The sequence below is a fragment of the Shewanella sp. JNE2 genome (genome assembly GCF_023159115.1).
GTDB lineage: Bacteria > Pseudomonadota > Gammaproteobacteria > Enterobacterales > Shewanellaceae > Shewanella > Shewanella putrefaciens.
In genome coordinates, this window is sequence record NZ_CP096169.1 from 2,148,537 (window position 1) to 2,163,226 (window position 14,690).

Consider the following 14,690-nt stretch of genomic DNA (forward strand, 5'->3'; position numbering starts at 1 on the left):
ATATCTGTTTAATGCTGTCACAAAATTCCCTGTAAATTATTTAAAATCAAATGCTTACCAGTTGGCTTGTTTGGCTACTCCTTAATGGTTACGCCCATTGAATACCCAACACTTTGAGTGTGTTTTTCCTCTTTTTTAGTCATCTCGCCCCTCATCTTAATAGGTAAATGCACTTAACGGATTCGCTGGTAATTTGCTAAATGGATTAAAAAGCATGATCTAACTAAATCTATCGTCAAATTAATGATCTGGATCAAGCATCAAGGGCTTTACCGATTTGGAGGTATACATTTTGTTAACAGCATAAAGGTATGATCCTCCTGTAGAAAAAAGATGCAACAGATACATATAAATTCCTGCCATTGACGAGCTTTACCATTCGTTAGCGTGAAGGAATAACCCTCTTGGAGGACGCATGAGTGCTAACACCGCAGAAGAAAAATCCTTAGAACTGAAGATCTTTATCTTTTTAACCGTATTTCTCGCCCCGTTATTGACAGTGGTATTGGTCAGTGGCCTTGGCTTTGCGATTTGGTTTAGCCAGATTTTAACGGGCCCACCGGGTGCTGGCTAAATTAAAAGCTGATAATAACAATGAGTTAAGAGTGAAATGTCGCATGAGTAAAGAACTTCATATCACCAGTTTAGTGGTGCAAGTATTACCACAGAAAATGGCTGACGTCAGACAACATATTCTGACAATAGAAAATGCCGAACTTTCCGTTAACAACGATGTGAAATTGATTGTTGTGCTTGAAGGTGACTCTCAACGTGCCTTGATGGACAGCATAGAAGCAATTAATGCCATTCCTGGCGTGTTATCCGCCACTATGGTTTACCACCAGAGTGAAGTGCTCAAAGAAGGTGAAGAATGAACATGAATAGACGTGACTTTATTAAAGCCAATGCCGTCATTGCAGCCGCAGGTGCAGCAGGCTTAGCCTTGCCCGCGGGTGCCAGCAACTTAATTACCAGCTCAGAACAAACAAAATTAGAGTGGAATAAAGCCCCGTGCCGTTTTTGCGGTACGGGTTGCTCCGTTATTGTGGCAACGCGCGATGGCAAAGTGGTAGCAACCCACGGTGATGCCAATAGTGAAGTGAACCGAGGCCTTAACTGTATTAAAGGCTATTTCCTTTCAAAAATTATGTATGGCAGTGACCGTTTAACCACGCCTATGCTGCGGATGACTGATGGTAAATACGATAAGCATGGTGAATTTACGCCCATTAGTTGGGATAGCGCTTTCGATATCATGGCGCAAAAATGGAAAGAAACCCTTAAAGCAAAAGGGCCAACGGCCGTTGGGATGTTTGGCTCTGGCCAATGGACGATTTGGGAAGGTTATGCCGCCGTTAAATTAATGAAGGCGGGTTTTGGTTCAAATAATATCGATCCTAATGCTCGTCACTGTATGGCGTCAGCCGTGGTCGGTTTTATGCGTACCTTTGGTATCGATGAACCTATGGGATGCTATGACGATATGGAAGCTGCCGATGCCTTTGTGCTATGGGGCTCAAATATGGCTGAAATGCATCCTATTCTGTGGAGCCGCGTCACCGATCGCCGCTTGAGTGCAAATCATGTCAAAGTTGCCGTGCTGTCAACCTTTGAACATCGCTCCTTCGATCTGGCCGATTTACCGATAGTTTTTACCCCACAAACTGACTTAGCCATTCTAAATTTTATCGCTAACTATATTATTCAAAACGATAAAGTGAATTGGGACTTTGTTAAAAAACATGTCAATTTCCGTGAGGGCACAACGGACATTGGATATGGCTTACGTCCAACCCATCCACTTGAACAAAAAGCAAAAAATGTCAAAACAGCAGGTGATTCTACCCCCATTGATTTTGAGGCCTTCAAAGCCTTTGTTGCCGAATATACGGTTGAAAAAGTCAGTAAATTATCTGGTGTTTCAGAAGACAAATTAGTGGCGTTGGCAAAATTGTATGCTGATCCTAATACGAAAGTAACGTCGTTCTGGACCATGGGGTTTAACCAACATACTCGCGGTGTGTGGTGTAATAACCTTATCTATAACATTCATTTATTGACCGGAAAAATATCTACCCCAGGAAATAGTCCGTTTTCATTAACGGGGCAACCTTCAGCCTGTGGTACTGCCCGTGAAGTGGGTACTTTCTCCCATCGCCTACCTGCCGATATGGTGGTCACTAACCCTGAACACAGAAAACATGCTGAAGAAATTTGGAAAATCCCAAGCGGCATTATTCCACCCAAGCCGGGTTACCATGCAGTTGAACAAAACCGCCGCTTAAAAGATGGCGATTTGAACTGTTACTGGGTGCAAGTCAATAACAATATGCAGGCAGCCCCCAATATCAATGAGGAAGGTTTACCTGGGTATCGTAATCCTGCCAACTTTATTGTGGTCTCCGATGCTTACCCAACGGTTACCACCCAAGCTGCTGATTTGATTTTGCCAACTGCGATGTGGGTCGAAAAAGAGGGCGCCTATGGTAATGCCGAACGCCGTACTCAGTTCTGGCATCAAATGGTACAAGCACCCGGTGAGTCCCATTCGGATCTATGGCAACTGATGGAATTTGCTAAGCGCTTTACCACCGATGAAGTGTGGTCACAGGAAGTGCTGGCCGCAAATCCCTCTTTCAAAGGGAAAACCTTGTTTGAAGTGTTGTACCAAAATGGCAACGTCGACAAGTTCCCTCTAACAGATACCGATCCTAAGTTTTTGAACAACGAAGCAAAACATTTTGGTTTTTATGTCCAAAAGGGATTATTTGAAGAATACGCGACCTTTGGCCGCGGTCATGGTCACGACTTAGCCCCCTTCGAAGCTTACCATGAAGCCCATGGTTTACGTTGGCCTGTGGTCGATGGTAAAGAAACCAAATGGCGCTTCCGTGAGGGAAGTGACCCCTATGTGAAAGCGGGTAAAGGCTTTGAGTTTTATGGTCATCCCGATGGGCGTGCCGTAATTTTTGCACTGCCCTATGAGCCACCAGCAGAGTCGCCAGATGAAGAATACGACATTTGGTTATCGACAGGCCGTGTTCTCGAGCATTGGCATTCAGGGTCCATGACGCAGCGTGTGCCTGAGCTTTACCGCGCGTTCCCCGATGCAGTTTGTTTTATGCACCCAGATGATGCCAAAAAACGTGGTCTTCGCCGCGGCGATGAAGTGAAAGTCGTATCACGTAGAGGTGAAATTAAAACACGAGTCGAAACTCGAGGTCGTAACAAACCGCCAGTAGGCCTTGTGTTTGTACCTTGGTTTGATGCTAGCCAGCTCATTAATAAAGTCACCTTAGATGCGACAGATCCTCTGTCAAAACAAACTGACTTTAAAAAATGTGCGGTGAAGATCGTTAAGGTATAAGGAGTACAGAATGAAAACATTCAAATTAGTCAGAGTGTTAGGATTGCTTGCATTCGGTTCATTGTTCATGGTCAACGTGTCTGCAACCAGTATTCCTGAAGATAAAATTGATACGCTGCGTTTAGCACCTATCAATGTTGAACCTACACCACCTGCGATGCAAAAGGTGCGTAATACCGATGTGAAAGAAGTGCGTAATTATCCGATGCAGCCTCCGGTTATACCGCACAAAATAGATGGTTATCAGGTTGATATTAAAGCTAATAAGTGTATGGCATGCCATGCCAGAAGTCGTACTGGGGAGTCACAAGCTCCTATGGTTAGCGTGACGCACTATATGGATAGGGATAATAACTTTTTAGCCGAGCTTTCTCCGCGTCGCTATTTCTGTACTCAATGCCATGTGCCGCAGTTAGATGCTAAGTTACTGGTCGAAAATGACTTTGTAGATATGGAACATCTGATTAAAGCCAATATTGAGCAGAAAAAACACTAGGAGTTAGTATGTTAGATAAATTGAAAAAGATCTGGCAAGTACTCAATCGTCCGAGTGTCCATTACAGTCTAGGCTTTTTGTCTTTGGGTGGGTTTGTGGCGGGTGTGATCTTCTGGGGTGGTTTTAACACTGCGCTGGAAGCAACGAACCAAGAAGCGTTTTGTATCGGTTGCCATGAGATGGAAAATAACGTCTACCAAGAGTTGCAGTCGACTATCCATTTCACTAACCGAAGTGGTGTACGGGCAACTTGTCCTGATTGCCATGTGCCACATAATTGGACGGATAAAATCGCCCGTAAAATGCAGGCATCTAAAGAAGTATGGGGCAAAGTGTTTGGGACCATTAATACGCGTGAAAAGTTTGAGGATAAACGTCGCGAACTGGCAGAGCATGAATGGGAGCGTTTAAAGGCAAACGACTCTTTAGAGTGTCGAAACTGCCATAACTTCACCTATATGGACTTTACGAGACAATCACCAAGAGCGGCGCAGATGCACTCCACATCGCTGGCCAGTGGTGAGAAAACCTGTATCGATTGCCATAAGGGGATTGCCCATCATCTCCCCGATATGAAGGGGGTTGAAGGGTTCTAATCTCGTTAACATCTTATCTCCAGTCAAAGGCTAAGTGCACTCCACACTTGGCCTTTTTTATGCCCTTATCTATCAAGGCTGTTTTATCCTGGATCTCAATACGATAACCTTAAGGTTAATTATGTAATCAATGGAGTTTTCGTTATGGATGATGTATCGCCAATTACGCAGCACATAGCGGATATTCGTTTGCTCAGCCCATCATTGGCTGAAGTTGCACGAGATCTAAGGCTGTTGATTTTCGCCGTGGCACAACAGGCCGCTATCCCAGTGACGGAGGAGATCAAGTACGGTGGGATCCTCTTTAGCACGACAAAGCCCTTTTGTGGTATTTTTGCTTATCAACAACATGTGTCATTGGAATTTAGTGCTGGTGCAAGTTTTCAGGATGCCTACAGCTTACTTGTAGGAAAGGGGAAGTTTCGGCGCCATATTAAGATCTTCTCAAACGGTGATATTTCGAATGAAACACTCCAAAAAAAACTTACCGACTATATTGGGCAAGCACTTAAGTTAACGCTATGAATCCTATAATGAATAATACGAAATGGCGTGAATGTATCACGCTATTAGCTTCCCATGGTGTGTATCTGCAATTACAGCTAGTAGGTGAAGCGGATTTTCCCCTCGATTATGAAGCCTCAAATCAAGTGTTATCGGATATTAAGACTGCAGATTGTCTGTTTGTGCAGCGGCGCATTAGCTACAAATCTATTTATGCGATTAGGATCGCCAAAACACTGTTTCCTACGGGGTTGCCTGATGCCAATGCATCTTCCCTGACTGAGCTAAAAATACAGCTAGCACAGCTTGGTCTGTTACCGCTGAGCGAAGACGATGAGTTTATTTTTATTCATGGGTATACGACTTAATGCTTTGTTGATCCCATCGAGTTTTCTCATATTGTCTTCCTGTTAACATTGCCGTTTATGTATAACAGTTTGCCCCGTGAGCATCCCATGCAACTTGAGATAAATGGTTTAACCCCCGCTGAATTTTTAGCCCAATACTGGCAGAAAAAACCGTTAGTCATCCGCCAAGGATTTAAACAGTTCCAAGACTTAGTCTCCCCAGAAGAATTGGCTGGCTTAGCGATGGATGAGCTAGTGGAATCGCGGCGTGTTTATCAGCAGGCTGGGCAGTGGCATGCCGAATTTGGTCCCTTTGACTCCTATGAAAAGTTAGGCGAGCGAGACTGGACTTTGATTGTGCAAGCATTGAATAACTGGGTGCCCGATGCTGAAGCGTTAATCCAATGTTTTGATTTTATTCCTCGTTGGCGCTTTGATGATGTGATGGTGAGCTACGCGACACCTGGTGGAGGTGTTGGTCCACATATTGATCTTTACGATGTGTTTATTTGCCAAGGTTCTGGTCGTCGCCGCTGGCGAGTGGGCGATCGCGGTCCACACCGTGAATTTGCAGCCCATCCTGCGCTGCTGCACACTGAAGCGTTTGAACCTATTATCGATACTGAATTACTGCCTGGCGATATCCTCTATATTCCTCCTGGATTTCCACATGATGGGATTACTCTTGAAGAATCACTTAGTTTCTCAGTGGGTTACCGTACAGCTTCGGCAAAAGATATGTTCAGCGCCTTAGCCGATCACTTATCCGAACATGATCTAGGTGCACAGCAGATAGCCGATCCTGAGCGCCAAGTTTCACATCGTAGTGGTTGCGTGGATAATAACGATTTAGCGCGTTTACGTAGCCAGCTTACGAGTATGTTAAACGATAAACTGGTGAGTGAATTCTCGGGCCGCTATCTCACCCAATCCAAATGTGCCTTGGACTTACCCGATGAGCCGTTGGATATCACCCAAGATGAAGTGCTCGCTTGGCTCGATGAACAACCGCTTATTCGCCTTGGCGGTTTACGTTGTTTGTATTTTGATGTCAGTGTTGAGCAAGGAACAATATTTATTAATGGTGAACGATATCAATTGCCTGTGGAACTGGCAGGGATAATCCCACTGCTTTGTGATATGAGTCAACTAGATAAAACGGCTTTACTGCCTTGGTTAGATAATGCCGACGGTCTCGCACAGCTTACAGAGTGGGTGAATCTTGGTTATTGGTATTTTGAAGATCTTAGTGATCAAGAGACATTTTAAATATGTTTTAAGAGGGATAACGCCGTAGCGTTTACTTTGTCTATTTCGTTTGTTATTGAAAACGCCAGCATAAATGCTGGCGTTTGTGTTAATCAATAAATCAATCAAGTGGCACGCCCTAGGCTATCCAACCGAGCCACAACCACCATAGATAGTCCATTGGCATCAGTACGACTATCGTTATTATTGCTAAAGGTAAGGTGATTTTGAGTAATTTTGCTAATGGTTCCTGAGAGAGTTGCATGGCTAGAATTAAGGGAGCAACTTGATAAGGAAAAATCACCGTTGAGAAACCGATCACTTGGGTCATTAATACCGCAGGAATAGAGAAACCAGTGGCATCGGCAAAGTCCGCTGCCATAGGAGATAGTACAGTGGGTACGCCCGGAACCGTGGCAACTAAACCTGTTAGTGTAGAGATTAATGATAAGGACATAAAATTCAGGAACGATTCACCCTGTTGTAAGGGTAGCCATTCACTAAACACTTGTCCTAGTGCAGTTCCAAGCCCAGAGTGATTGACCAATGTGCCAAGTCCTAATGCCGCAGCAACAAAAATAACGGTAGCAAAATCGACAGCACTATTAAAACGCTTAGGTTCTAATACGCCCCATTTGGGCAATAACAGAATGATTGCCGTTGCAAGTCCAACCCAAGCAGGATTAATACCATGTAGTGTGTCTGTTACCCAAAACAGTAGGGTGGTGCTCAGTAACACCGCGACTTTCCTTTGCATGGCTAGATCATAAGTTTCTTTCTCTTTACTAAGCCACTTTTTATCAATATGTGCAGGAAAGAAATACACCACCAACGTAATTATTAAAATCGACTTGAGCAAACCTAAGATTGGAAAATGCAGCAAGAGATACTCAGTATAACCAAAATTGATGTTAAAGAGGCGTTCACTGGAACCTGCCAAGATCATATTCGGAATATTAGATGGTAACACTGCAAAACTTGGCATATTACAAGACAGTGCTAAGGCCGTTGCAATACCCATTCGTCCATTACTGCCTCGCTCAAACCCAACTTGCTCGGCTAAAGCCATGCCAATTGGCACAAGCACAACCGCACGGCCGACGGATGATGGCATAACAAAACCAAGTAGTACTGCACTCAGGACAAGGCCTGCAATCAAGTAGAGATAACTGCTAGTGAGCATGGGTGAAAGTAGTGAGGCCATTCTGCGGCTTAACCCTGATTCTGAAATGGCACTGCCTATCACAAAACCAGAAATGATTAACCACACCGCAGTCGAGCCAAACCCAGAAAAAAGCAGACTTGGTTCGATAAGGTTAAAAATGGTCGCGAGAGCAAAAAAGATCAAACCTGCCATAAAAGGGGGAAAGAAGCCTGTGCTCCAAAACATCAGTGTCACTAATACTACGCCAGCACTATAGGAAAATATCGTCGGATACTCACTTAGAGGAAAAACGGCCAACAAGATGGCGATGAATAATGCACTAGTAAAGGCTATTTTTTTTACGCTACTGACACTTTTCATACTCAAAGACCTGACGGGTTGCCTACTTAGAAGAGGGATCTTAAGATAGCGTACTTACCTTGACGTTTTAAGATGGCTATATGTCAGACATTGTTCCTAAAGCGACATTATTAGCACCCAGTAACGCCGCATTTATCATCGATCCCCATAGGCCTGTACTCACCCATGCTCGTAATTTGGATGCCGAAGCGGGTATTGAACCCCATGCACACCCAAGAGGACAGTTACTTTGGGCTGTAAAAGGAATTTTACGGGTTCGTAGTGAAAGTGCAGTATGGGTGGTTCCATCAACCCATGCGGTCTGGATCCCTTGCAATTTGTCCCATCAAGTCAGTAGTGAAACCTATGCTCATACTCGCAATCTTTACATTGACCCAAGCTATAGTGTCAGAGAACATAATAAGCAAGTGGTCATGGTGACCATGACGCCACTGATGCGGGAAATTATCCTCAGATTGTGTGAAGCGGAATCAATGGAGGCAGGGCGCTTACTTAGGCTTGGTTTAGCGGCTATCGACGAGCTAGCTACACTCGATAGTGTTGATGCTCATTTACCCGCAGGAAAAGATCCAAGGCTTAGTCGTCTTATCCAAACAATTATTCGTCAACCTAAAGTTAATTACTCACTGACAGAACTGGCCGAAATAGGGGGGGCAAGTGTGCGAACCGTTGAGCGACTCTTTAAAGCAGAAACGGGCCTCACTTATCGGCAATGGCGACAAAGATTTCGCTTATTAAATTCTCTTGAGCGATTAACCCAAGGAGAAAGCACGACGAGGGTAGCGCATAGTCTAGGTTATCTAAGCGTTAGCAGTTTCAGTGCGGCTTTTAAAATGCAATTTGGTTGTACGCCACAGGATTACTCAAAACATAAGCGTTAAGCGGTTTTACTTGTTCTATTATGTTAGTTTTTTCAGTTATTTAAAGGATACCTATGTTCGTTGTCTTGCTTACTTATAAAAAGCCTATTGCGGAAGTAGAGTTACATTTAGCCGCCCATATTGCCTATCTTGATGAGCATTTTGCCGCAGGGACTTTCGTCGCCTCGGGCCGCAAGGTGCCACGTACTGGCGGTGTTATCTTAGCGAAGGCTGAATCTCGAACGGTGTTGGAGGCTATTTTGCACCAAGACCCATTTAGCATTGCTGATGTTGCCGAGTTTGAGGTGATCGAGTTTGTACCAACGAAGACAGCGCCTGGATTAGAGTCATTAATTGAAGTGATTTGATCTTTGATGACGTGTAAATGCTTAAGCCGTAAGGAACTGTCGGATTTTTGTCTCAAAAGAGTTATTTTCGCCATACTTTGTTAGCGTTTGCGACTGCCAGTCACAGTGGCAAAAGCTAGCACCGGATACGGTATTTTTAGAGGATCAGCGATATGGGCATCTGTTACCACAGGAAGACTCTACGGCTTGCTTTAGCCTTATACTTCAAGGATTCAGCGAACTGAATAGCAAACGGCTGACATAAGTTAGTTTGAAATGCACTAAGAATGGGAGAGCATTCGGAAAACGGCTTAAGTTAATCGCATACTTAACCTAGCAGAAACCCGAGTGCTAAGGTTCATGTAATGATTATCCCAAACTGATCACCATGAGTAGTATCTAACGCGATATCCAATAATGCTATTTAGAGTTCGATGCTAAGGTCACCGCGACATTGTGAGATCGAGCCAAAGCCGATTATTTCGCACTGGCTTGGTGAATTTCTCCGATATTGTGCGACCTAGTTTGCTATTATGCCGTTTTCCCTCTTGAAACCTTACGCAGGTTTCCACTGCGCGAGTCCCGCTTTTTATGTCTATTCAAATGCTGTTATCGACGGCTCTGGCGAAACGCCATGATTTTTTACAACAAGCTGAACAGGATCAAACCGATTGCTTTCGGGTGTTCCATGGCACTGTCGAAGGCATAAGTGGCTTAAATGTCGATCGTTACGGCGATACTTGGCTAGTGCAGAGTTTTCATCAGACCTTAACCGACGAAGAGTTGACCGATGTCGGCACTGTTTTGTTGCAACAGGCCGATTTGCCGATTGTGTATAATGACCGTTCATTAGGCCATTCCCGCGTATTGAACATCTTATCACCCGCAATGGCAGAAATTGCGAGTGCTGAGCGGGTGATGCAGGAAAATGGCATTAAGTTCAGCACTAAACTGCGCCACGAAGGGCAAGATCCACTGTTATTCCTCGATATGCGTATTGGCCGTGAATATGTGCGGGCACACAGCCAAGATAAAACCGTGCTGAATTTGTTTTCTTACACCTGCGGTATTGGTACGGCGGCAGCTATTGGCGGCGCGACTCGGGTGATGAATGTCGACTTTTCTTCCTTTGCCTTAGCCACGGGAAAAGCGAATGCGGCGTTAAATCAGGTATCGAATGTGTGCGAGTTTGTGCAGAGCGATGCGTTTCCGGCACTGCGCCAATTAGCAGGCTTGAGTGTCGGTGGGCGCCGAAATCAAAAATTACCTAGCTATCCCAAATTGGTGCAAACTCAGTTTGATCTAGTGTTCCTTGATCCCCCGCGTTATGCCAAGAGTGCCTTTGGGATTGTGGATCTCGTCAATGACTATCAAGGCCTGTTTAAGCCTGCATTACTGGCAACTATATCAGGAGGGACTATTGTCTGTTGCAATAATGTGGCTAAGGTAGAGCGCCAAGCATGGTTCGACAGTTTAGTGCGCTGTGTTGAAAAACAAGGCCGTACAGTTACTGCGCACACTTGGCTCGATCCCCATGAAGATTTCCCCTCGTTCGATAATAATCATCCGCTTAAAATAGTGGCATTGACGTTAAGCTAACAACATAGCGATACAAGCGAATAGGGCACCAAAGTCAGTGCCCTTTTTATTCGTCTTTTATATTGCAATTAGATGGGCTGTAAATGGAAGGCAATAGCAACGCGGTTCCAGCCATTAATGGCAATAATTAAGCTGGTGAGATCCACTATTTCTTTCTCTGAATAATGTTCGGCAAGCTGAGCATATTGACTATCAGCAATAGGGGCCGACGCAACTTGGGTGAGTATTTCTGTCCACACTAAAGCCGCACGTTCCCGTTTATCAAATATTCCATCGATTTCATGCCAAGCGGCAAGCAGATCTAAACGCAGTTGATCTTCACCATCACTTCTGGCTTCCTGTGCGTGCATGCGCTGGCAAAAAGCGCAGCCATTTAATTGTGATGCCCTCAGTTTCACTAAATGCACCAATAATGGTGGAAACTGCGAGTCAGCGGCGGCTTTATCTAAACTATTTAGTGCTTGGGATAGTGCGGGTTGTAGCTGATAAATTTGTTGGTGTGGTATACGTTCTGACATAAAAACCTCCTATAAACTGAGGCTTCAATATAAGTAGTTAGCGTTGCGTTAGATTGGAGATTTGCGACATTTTGCGTTTTTTGTATTGCCCTGGTGTTTGCTGTGTCACCCTGACAAAGTGTTGATGTAGATGAGCTTGATCGTAAAACCCACAATCAAATGCCACCTGCGCTAGATTAAGTTCGGGTGATTGACTAAGTAGATCGCGGGCGATTTTGACTCTGTTTAACTGCTGTAGTTGTGCCGGAGAGAGTCCCGTTTCTTGTTTAAATCTGCGTTCAAATTGGCGGCGGCTTAGGGCAAGTTGTCCATAAAAATTCTCTAAACGGGTTTGAGGTTGGATAAGCCTTGGTAAACTCATTTGCACAATCCCTGCGGTAGACCATGTTCCCCTATCAAGTTGTGGCTTGATTAACTGTAATAACCACTGTTCGAGTTGGGCGATACGTTGCATTGGCTGATTGGTGTCTGCGAGTTGTGATAATAACTGATTTAATCCTGGTAGGTGCAATTGAGTGGCTTCGATTACAGTATGTGAACTTGTTTGCTGAATCTCTTGCACTGCAATTCCGAGTAAATGAAAAGCACCGCCGGGATGAAAACGGACGATCATTTGTTCTATTCCGGGGACAAATGCGTGGGAATGTAGACTCTGACCACAGTGAAAAACTACTTTAGGTTCATCGGAGTTTGTATTAAGGCTTGGTGCTGGGAAATAGAACTGTAGGCTGGTACCGCCGTCAGGATAGAAAGTTTGTTCGATACTCTGCGGTAAATTTGTTGCCACCTGCAGATGAAAGTAACGGTGTACCCATGGGCGAAGTGACGCTAAGGGCTGAAAATGCCTAAAACCTAAGTGCGCTAGCGAGCTCTCGAAACGCGTAAAACGATGTATTTCTAATAAATCGGTCCTGTACTGCAAGGCAACCACCATTAGGTAAGGTTATTTAGATTAATCTAACCAATAGATGATTGCACTAACAGTTGACTGGAATGCTGGTCATCGGTGTTAAGAACAATTTGCTAAGAGCCCCGATGAGTAAGGGCTGTTAGCGAATGACTTATTTCCATTGAGTTACACGGGTCAATATCTGCCAGTAATATCACCTCAGCTAAGACTGCATACTCATTTTGGCTGACAGCCTGTGTTTATAAAGTAAGCTGACAACTGCTTAACATTATGATTCTGACATTGAATTTTTTGGCACCACAAGGACATTGCTGCGCATACGGCTGAGGATAGCTTCTGCCGTATTCCCTAAAACATAACCTAATAATCCTTGTCGTTGTCGAGCGCCTATCACGAGATAACGGCTTTTTAGACGGCAGGAAAGTTCAAATAAGCATAACTCAGGATCGCCCGCAATCAGATGGATATTTTCCGGTGCTAACCCTAATGCCTTGAGTTTATCTGCATGTTTTTGATGGGCAGACTCTGTCACTTCGTGGATATTGATCACATCCATATCACGTAGTATGGGTGGCACACGAATAACATGGGCTAAGTGCAGCTCAGCCCCTGTAGCATTGGCAAGCATTTTGGCCTGTTCGACTACCAAGTCATTCAGTGATTGTTTTTGCGGATTTGAGGCATCGAGATCAACTGCCATCAAAATTGTGTTCGCTTTATTCAAGGGATTATCACAGAGCAGCATAAGGGGCACTTGAGTGTGACGGATTAAATGCCAGTCAATCGGTAGATAGTGCTCTTTGTTGTCGATACCTTTGATAATCATATCAAAACCATGTCTTGCTGAGTGGTGGCAGGCGTGCTCATAGAGGGATTTACTCCACACTAAATGCAGTGGTATTTCACTCGCATCAATATGTTTTAACTGCTCACGAACTTCTTCTTCTCGACGTTTCATCAATGCTTGCTGGGCCACAGCTGCTAAGCGGGGATTATAATATTCAGCTCCAGAGAAATATTCATAACAGTAGGCAAAAACTTCTGCTTGTTTGTTGAGAACATTAGCCAGTTTCATTCCTTCTGAAATGGTATCAGTATGTGTATTTCCCTGTTGTGCAACGATAAACACTTTACTCATGTATGTTCACTCCTATTTTCTATTGTTATTTTCTATTGCTAATAGTTCTTAGCGGCTTAGGTAGCTATTTCTCCTTAATTGAGTATAGCTAGGGTATTCAATATCCGAATAATGCTTAGCCTATTGAGCTAGATAGAAATTAACTATAACTGAGGCATACATTCAGGGGAATGCAACCTAATGATGATGTGATACTTTTGTTATATGCTCGACGGTGTTGGGTCTTATAGTGTGACGCCTTTTTATCCGTTAGGTTGTTTATGCTTGGATCAGGTAAAATACGGCTATTTTTGTATCACAGTAATAGGGCATAAGTGTGAAAATTAGCCAGCGTTTACAACACATTAATCATATGGTGCAAGGGCATTATGATCATATTTGGGATTGTTGTTGTGATCATGGTTTACTTGGCATGATGTTACTTAAAAGAAATACGGCCAACCAGGTACATTTTGTCGACTGTGTAGCCCCTTTAATGTTGCAGTTAACCCAAGATTTACAACGTTTTTTCCCTAAGCAAGCCTTTAGTACTGGGCACAGTGTTGCTCAAAACACACTGGGTATTAGTCAGTGGCAAGTGCATTGTCTAAATGCTGCTGATTTACCCATTGAGCAAACAGACATCACAAACACACATTTGATTATTATTGCGGGAGTGGGTGGTAAGTTATTAATTGAACTCGTTCAAGCACTCATCTCTCGTCATGGTTCAAGACAGATAGAGTTTATTTTGTGTCCCGTGCATCATAATTATTATGTTAGGCACTCCCTAGCCAAGTTGGGTTTCTTTATTCAGGCTGAGACCCTACTAGAAGAGAATCGACGCTTTTATGAAGTGCTTCATGTGACCCTCGAACGTCCTTGTCATGGTCATCCAGTTACATTGACGGGTTCATTAATGTGGGAGGATTTAGATAAAAAGGATCTTGATTTAGCTAAGCGTTATTTATCCCAAGTGATAGCCCATTACCAGCGAATGCCAAGTGATTTGCAAGTTCCTTATATTATTCACGCCTATCAGTCTCAGCTTGCACAAATTTCTAACGCTTTTTAAGTTTAAATATCAGCCTGCTTGCATCTCTATTCATTGTTATTAATGGCTTTTAGAGTAGAAACTGCTAAGTTTAGTCTTGTGGATTAAATATTGATTAATGGCATTGTGAATATCAACCCATGGGTAGATTGATTTGTATCTACTTGATATCTATTAATTGGATTGCGATTCGTAGCAGTTA

Annotated in this window: 16 protein-coding genes; 12 read left to right on the top strand and 4 right to left on the bottom strand. The window is 43.8% G+C overall.

Annotation, left to right across the window (positions count from 1 at the left end):
• Positions 1-415: 415 nt before the first annotated feature.
• From MZ182_RS09665 to MZ182_RS09700, 8 genes are all read left to right on the top strand, one after another.
• Entirely contained in the window at positions 416-574 is a 159-nt protein-coding gene (locus MZ182_RS09665) for a periplasmic nitrate reductase, NapE protein (RefSeq protein WP_011789406.1), read from the top strand.
• A 43-nt stretch (positions 575-617) separates the two neighbouring features.
• Positions 618-875, top strand: a complete 258-nt coding sequence (locus MZ182_RS09670; RefSeq protein WP_011789405.1) for a chaperone NapD — start codon at positions 618-620, stop codon at positions 873-875.
• A gap of 2 nt (positions 876-877) precedes the next feature.
• Positions 878-3,367: a nitrate reductase catalytic subunit NapA gene (gene napA, locus MZ182_RS09675; RefSeq protein WP_011919262.1), complete on the top strand. Its 2,490-nt coding sequence runs from the start codon at positions 878-880 to the stop codon at positions 3,365-3,367.
• A gap of 10 nt (positions 3,368-3,377) precedes the next feature.
• Positions 3,378-3,863 carry a nitrate reductase cytochrome c-type subunit gene (locus tag MZ182_RS09680; RefSeq protein ID WP_011789403.1) on the top strand — a complete coding sequence of 162 codons (486 nt, stop codon included), beginning with the start codon at positions 3,378-3,380 and terminating at the stop codon, positions 3,861-3,863.
• An 8-nt stretch (positions 3,864-3,871) separates the two neighbouring features.
• Positions 3,872-4,459, top strand: coding sequence for a cytochrome c3 family protein (locus tag MZ182_RS09685; RefSeq protein ID WP_011789402.1), 588 nt, complete (start codon positions 3,872-3,874; stop codon positions 4,457-4,459).
• A gap of 144 nt (positions 4,460-4,603) precedes the next feature.
• Entirely contained in the window at positions 4,604-4,984 is a 381-nt protein-coding gene (locus tag MZ182_RS09690) for a DUF1801 domain-containing protein (RefSeq protein ID WP_011919263.1), read from the top strand.
• Between the two features lie 8 nt (positions 4,985-4,992).
• Entirely contained in the window at positions 4,993-5,331 is a 339-nt protein-coding gene (locus tag MZ182_RS09695) for a hypothetical protein (RefSeq protein WP_231137059.1), read from the top strand.
• Between the two features lie 87 nt (positions 5,332-5,418).
• On the top strand, positions 5,419-6,579 hold the full coding sequence (locus tag MZ182_RS09700; protein WP_011789399.1) for a cupin domain-containing protein: 1,161 nt from the start codon (positions 5,419-5,421) through the stop codon (positions 6,577-6,579).
• Between the two features lie 118 nt (positions 6,580-6,697).
• Here MZ182_RS09700 and MZ182_RS09705 read toward each other — a convergent pair whose 3' ends face one another.
• Positions 6,698-8,083: an SLC13 family permease gene (locus MZ182_RS09705; RefSeq protein WP_248068114.1), complete on the bottom strand. Its 1,386-nt coding sequence runs from the start codon at positions 8,081-8,083 to the stop codon at positions 6,698-6,700.
• Positions 8,084-8,163: 80 nt separating this feature from the next.
• Here MZ182_RS09705 and MZ182_RS09710 point away from each other — a divergent pair, with 80 nt between their 5' ends.
• The 3 genes from MZ182_RS09710 (at position 8,164) to MZ182_RS09720 (ending at position 10,889) form a co-directional block, all read left to right on the top strand.
• Positions 8,164-8,964 (top strand): AraC family transcriptional regulator, encoded by an 801-nt coding sequence (locus MZ182_RS09710; protein ID WP_011919265.1) that lies wholly within the window; start codon positions 8,164-8,166, stop codon positions 8,962-8,964.
• 53 nt (positions 8,965-9,017) lie between these two features.
• Complete coding sequence (locus tag MZ182_RS09715) at positions 9,018-9,311, top strand: YciI family protein (RefSeq protein ID WP_011789396.1); 294 nt, start codon at positions 9,018-9,020, stop codon at positions 9,309-9,311.
• Between the two features lie 570 nt (positions 9,312-9,881).
• On the top strand, positions 9,882-10,889 hold the full coding sequence (locus MZ182_RS09720) for a class I SAM-dependent rRNA methyltransferase (RefSeq protein WP_011789395.1): 1,008 nt from the start codon (positions 9,882-9,884) through the stop codon (positions 10,887-10,889).
• 68 nt (positions 10,890-10,957) lie between these two features.
• On the opposite strand, the gene MZ182_RS09725 is transcribed toward MZ182_RS09720, so the two are convergent.
• The 3 genes from MZ182_RS09725 to MZ182_RS09735 all read right to left on the bottom strand — a co-directional run bounded on the left by MZ182_RS09725 (position 10,958) and on the right by MZ182_RS09735 (position 13,455).
• Positions 10,958-11,407 (bottom strand): carboxymuconolactone decarboxylase family protein, encoded by a 450-nt coding sequence (locus MZ182_RS09725; RefSeq protein ID WP_011919267.1) that lies wholly within the window; start codon positions 11,405-11,407, stop codon positions 10,958-10,960.
• 37 nt (positions 11,408-11,444) lie between these two features.
• Positions 11,445-12,341, bottom strand: coding sequence for a helix-turn-helix domain-containing protein (locus tag MZ182_RS09730; RefSeq protein ID WP_011789393.1), 897 nt, complete (start codon positions 12,339-12,341; stop codon positions 11,445-11,447).
• 244 nt (positions 12,342-12,585) lie between these two features.
• Entirely contained in the window at positions 12,586-13,455 is an 870-nt protein-coding gene (locus MZ182_RS09735; RefSeq protein ID WP_248068112.1) for a universal stress protein, read from the bottom strand.
• A 316-nt stretch (positions 13,456-13,771) separates the two neighbouring features.
• Here MZ182_RS09735 and MZ182_RS09740 point away from each other — a divergent pair, with 316 nt between their 5' ends.
• Positions 13,772-14,509: a tRNA (adenine(22)-N(1))-methyltransferase gene (locus MZ182_RS09740; protein ID WP_011919268.1), complete on the top strand. Its 738-nt coding sequence runs from the start codon at positions 13,772-13,774 to the stop codon at positions 14,507-14,509.
• Positions 14,510-14,690 lie beyond the last annotated feature (181 nt).